This is a genomic window from Pyrobaculum sp. (genome assembly GCF_049971835.1).
GTDB lineage: Archaea > Thermoproteota > Thermoprotei > Thermoproteales > Thermoproteaceae > Pyrobaculum.
The window spans coordinates 1-4,242 of record NZ_JBMFKV010000165.1; the positions used below are offsets into that span (position 1 = coordinate 1).

The window sequence follows — 4,242 nt, forward strand, 5'->3', positions numbered from 1 at the left end:
CAGTAAAACTTAAAAAAATGAGTACTTACATACATGCGGTGGCTGGGGTTGGCGCCAGTGGTTGCGGCTTTAATGTTAGTGGTATTCGCTGGGGCTAGGCTTGAGCCTCCAAGCGGCGTGGATATGCCTAAGGGGGCTGTTAAGTATGACTTTATTTAATTTATTTATTAATTTCTTATATTTGCCTCTCCTCTTTTCAAATATTTTGTTTTCATTGAAAATTTGTAATGGGGCTAAGCACCTCGTGAGGGCTCATATGCTTTTTGGCGTTCTCACGGCTGTGTCTTATCTCCCTGAATACTTCCCGTCTACTGATCTCCTATACTATTCTCCTCATAAATACTCTGTGTTGATTAGTCTTGTTTTTAAATACTCTGTTTTGGCTAGTGTGGCTATGGGCTCTTCTATTTCATGGTTTTTGACGGCGAGGTGCGCCGGAGGCAAGTGGGTCTATCCCTACGCCGGGTTAATAACCTGGGGGTTCTACACAGGTGTGATGAGCATAGTGGCAACTATATTTGGCATTAATTATATGGTAATGTATGCGTATAGGTAGAAAGCAATTACTAGCGTAACACATGAGGCGGTAGGATGTTATGAATATGGACGCCGCCTCACTCACATCCAACCCAATAACCGTGATGCCGAGCTGTAGCGAAACAAGTGGGATACCAACACGCCAAGTGTTGTCATGGTATTAAGCGCTTCTCTCACCTTATAGCGTTAAATGGCTGTCTAGAACGCCCAGAAGTGATTTGTGTCAAGTTAACACTATTCCGCGGCGGCACGCTGGAGGCGTTGATGTGCCTAGAGCCGGTATGTAAAGTCCTCGAACTGTGACTATGAGTATATTTAGATGGATATTTATCATCTAACGTGAGGCGTGTGAGGAGTGAGAAGGATAGCGACTACTACAAGGTGGTGGACGACGCGATTAACTCCTACACGTGGGCGGCTGTTGTCAAGCTACAGGAAAGGGGGGTGGTGGAGGAGGTGCTGGGGCCGGTGGGCCAGGGTAAGGAGGCTAAGATTGTTCTCGCCAGGAGGAGAGACGGGGGCTACGCGGTGTTGAAGATCTTCTACCCGGTGCCCGTCCGGTTTACGAAAAGCCGCTACGGCTACTTACTGGGCGATCCTAGGTTTAGAAACGTCAAGATAAGCGACCAGCTCCACCTGGTGGAGCTCTGGTGTAGGAAGGAGTTTGGCAACCTGGCCCGGGCGTACGAGGCGGGGGTCCGCGTGCCGAGGCCCTACGGCTTCTATAGAAATGTACTGGCGATGGAGTTTATAGGCGTCGGCCGCGATCCGGCGCCGACTCTCGCCGACGTGGGGTTGGAAAACGTGGAGGATCCAGAGGCGCTGTTTCACGAGGTTTTGAAAAACCTAGAGAAGATCTACGTCGTCGCCGGGCTGGTGCACGGCGATTTAAGCCCCTTTAATATACTCTACGACGGGGAGCGGCCGTGGATTATCGACTGGGGGTCCGCGGTGAGGCGCGGCCACCCCAAGGAGTATGAATACCTCAGGCGGGACGTGGAGAGAATTCTCGAGTTTTTCCATACCCCCCTCGATCCCCACGGCCTGTTTAGAAAACTGGTGGAGAGGGGCAGCTGGCGGGGGTCGGTGGAGGTGGACGAGGAGGGCTGGGTTGTGGTGGGGGGAAAAAGAATACTAGACGAATAGCCGCGCCCCCCTTCTAAAAGCCTCTCTATTACGGTCGTCCAGGCTGGGTGGCATGGGGAGCCCCAGTAGCTGGGAGAGAAATCCCAGCATGACGGCGTTTTCATACAAAACGGAGCCCAGCTCCCTAGCCACGTCGGCCGCGGGCACTATGTAGGTCTTGACCCCCGACTTCTGCAACAAGCCGAGGAGCTCCTCTTCGCTTATCCACCTGCCAGGTGGCTGCATTACCCTCTTGTTTACAACAAGCACCCCACCGGGTTTCAGGTATCTAAAAGCGCGCAGGGCCTCAACCGCCTCCAGAGCCACGACGTAGTCAGCCCCGCCCTCCTCGACGATGGGCGCGTATACCACCTTCCCAAACCTCACGTGCACCTCCACAGAGCCGCCCCGCTGACTCATTCCGTGCACCTCGGCTATTCTCACGTCGTAGCCCTCGGAAAGCGACGCCTCGCCTATCCACCTCGCCAGCGTCAAAACTCCCTGGCCCCCGACCCCCACCACCACTATGCTTGTTGCCATAGCTCAAGCCAAGCCTCCCTCCTCCCCTCCGGCTTAAAGGCGTTGAAGGGACAGACCTCCGCGCACACGCCGCACCCCACGCAGAGAGCTGGATCTACATAAGCCTTCCCATCTGGCCGCCTGTATATCGCGCTACACCTCAAAAGGTTGTAGCACAGCCCGCAGCCGGTGCACCTGTCGGGGTCCACCTGATACCTAGGCAACTGGAGGCCCGCCCTCCTCGCCTTCCTCACAGCCACCAAGGCGCAGGGCCTCCTGGATACCACGACGGCAGGCCTCCCGCTCTTCACAATCTCAACAGCCTTCTTCACGACCTCTACCGACTTCTTCACCTCGACGGGGTCGATTACGAAGGTCGGCAACCCCAGCGCCTCTGTGATTTTCTCGACGGGGATGGCCCTGCTTGGGCTGGGCTGTCCGCCGGTCATCGCCGTGTAGGCGTTGTCCATAACAACGATGAGCAGAGGTATAGATCTCGAGGCGACGTCAACTAGCTGGGGGAGCACCGCGTGGTAGAACGTGGAGTCGCCCACCGTGGCCACGACGAAATGCTTGCCGGCCACGGCGATGCCAGCCCCCAGCCCCACCGACGAGCCCATGTGGGTAATCAAGTCCTGTTGCCCCAGGTTGATGCCCAGGGAGTAGCAGCCAATATCCCCCGACCACACGGGGCTGAGCCCGGCGGTGGCGAGCCTCAAGATGTAAAAGGTGGCCATGTGGGGGCACCCGGGGCACAGCGACGGCGGCCTCGGCGGCGGCTCAATAGGCGGCTTTGGGGGCTGCGGAGGGCTGTAGGGCAGACCCAGCGCCTTCGACAGGCCCAGAGCAGTCTTGCCGGTGTCGAGCTCGCCGTATCTGGGGAAGTACCCATCTAGCTTCCCCCTGGTGGCCACCCCCAGCGACCTGAGTTGAACCTCAACCACGGGGTCTCCCTCCTCCACAACCACGGCCTCCCCGCCCACGAGATTTCTCAAGCTCCGCGGCACGGGAACTGACATCCCCAGCTTCACAACCGTGGCGTCCACACGGAGTCTGCTCAACGCCTCTTTTACATAGTTGTAGGCGACGCCCGTAGTCACTATAAAGACGTCGCCCGACCCCTCCACAGTTATGAAATCTGCGGATAACTCGGCGATTTTCTCCCACTTCTCCACCAGCGCTTTTCTCAACTCCCTCGCATTTGCAGGAACAAGGTTAAACCTCTTTACGTCTCTAGTAAAACGCCCCCACTTAGGCGGGGCCGGGGGCTCCACCTCCACCGGGGCCCTTACGTGGCTCACCCTGGTGACGCTTCTCAAAATGACGGGGTGCCTCAACTTTTCACTCAAATCAAAGGCCAACTTGACGTATTTATACGCCTCCAAGGGGTCGGAGGGCTCCAGCACCGGCACATAGGCCTGGACGCCGTACCACCTGGTGTCCTGCTCGTTTTGAGAAGAGTGCATCCACGGATCGTCGGCGGTGACTATGACAAAACCCCCCTCCACCCCCGTGTACGCCGCGCTGTGTAGAGGATCTGCGGCCACGTTCAGCCCTACGTGTTTCATGGCGGTGAGCGACCTGGCGCCGGCCACCGCGGCGCCGTACGCAAGCTCAAACGCGGACTTCTCATTAGAGGCCCAGTGTACAAACCTATCCCTAAACTCCACGAGGGTCTCTACAATCTCGGTGGAGGGCGTGCCGGGGTAGGCCGTGGCGACGGCTAGGCCGCTGGCGAGAGCCCCGTAGGCAATGGCCTCGTTCCCGAGGAGAAGCAACCTCACATATATGTAACATTATATAGGATATAAAGCTTTCCATAGATGTGAAACGATACACTTAAAAACCTCAGACACGAATCTTGGGGATGCGCTTCTGCCCGAGAGACGGGACGTTGATGGTTCCGCATAAAAAAGACGGCGTTACTGTGTTGAAGTGTCCAAAATGTGGCTACGAAGTGAAGCTCTCGGAGAAGGCCAAGGAGGCTTACAGACAGAGAGCCGAGGTCGCTGAAGAAAAGAAGAGAGGCGTCATGGTCGCTGAGGAGAGGAGGCCTGAGTA

General features: G+C 56.6%; 6 protein-coding genes. 4 read left to right on the forward strand and 2 right to left on the reverse strand.

Translation table 11 applies throughout. From position 1 onward, the window contains the following. Positions 1-33: 33 nt before the first annotated feature. The 3 genes from ACP5J3_RS11455 (at position 34) to ACP5J3_RS11465 (ending at position 1,683) form a co-directional block, all read left to right on the forward strand. Positions 34-159 (forward strand): hypothetical protein, encoded by a 126-nt coding sequence (locus ACP5J3_RS11455; protein ID WP_428495809.1) that lies wholly within the window; start codon positions 34-36, stop codon positions 157-159. 235 nt (positions 160-394) lie between these two features. Then, the gene (locus ACP5J3_RS11460; protein WP_428495810.1) at positions 395-556 is read left to right on the forward strand and encodes a hypothetical protein; all 162 of its coding nucleotides are present in this window, start codon (positions 395-397) and stop codon (positions 554-556) included. Positions 557-876: 320 nt separating this feature from the next. Next, positions 877-1,683, forward strand: a complete 807-nt coding sequence (locus tag ACP5J3_RS11465) for a serine protein kinase RIO (RefSeq protein WP_428495811.1) — start codon at positions 877-879, stop codon at positions 1,681-1,683. Here the strand turns inward: ACP5J3_RS11465 and ACP5J3_RS11470 are convergent. Both ACP5J3_RS11470 and ACP5J3_RS11475 read right to left on the reverse strand, forming a co-directional pair. Continuing rightward, positions 1,672-2,202 (reverse strand): indolepyruvate oxidoreductase subunit beta, encoded by a 531-nt coding sequence (locus ACP5J3_RS11470; RefSeq protein ID WP_428495812.1) that lies wholly within the window; start codon positions 2,200-2,202, stop codon positions 1,672-1,674. The genes ACP5J3_RS11465 and ACP5J3_RS11470 overlap by 12 nt on opposite strands. Next, positions 2,187-3,965 carry a thiamine pyrophosphate-dependent enzyme gene (locus tag ACP5J3_RS11475; RefSeq protein ID WP_428495813.1) on the reverse strand — a complete coding sequence of 593 codons (1,779 nt, stop codon included), beginning with the start codon at positions 3,963-3,965 and terminating at the stop codon, positions 2,187-2,189. The genes ACP5J3_RS11470 and ACP5J3_RS11475 overlap by 16 nt, the downstream gene beginning before the upstream one ends. 83 nt (positions 3,966-4,048) lie before the next feature. Here ACP5J3_RS11475 and ACP5J3_RS11480 point away from each other — a divergent pair. Then, on the forward strand, positions 4,049-4,242 hold a 194-nt coding region (locus ACP5J3_RS11480; protein ID WP_428495814.1), incomplete at its 3' end, for a DNA-directed RNA polymerase.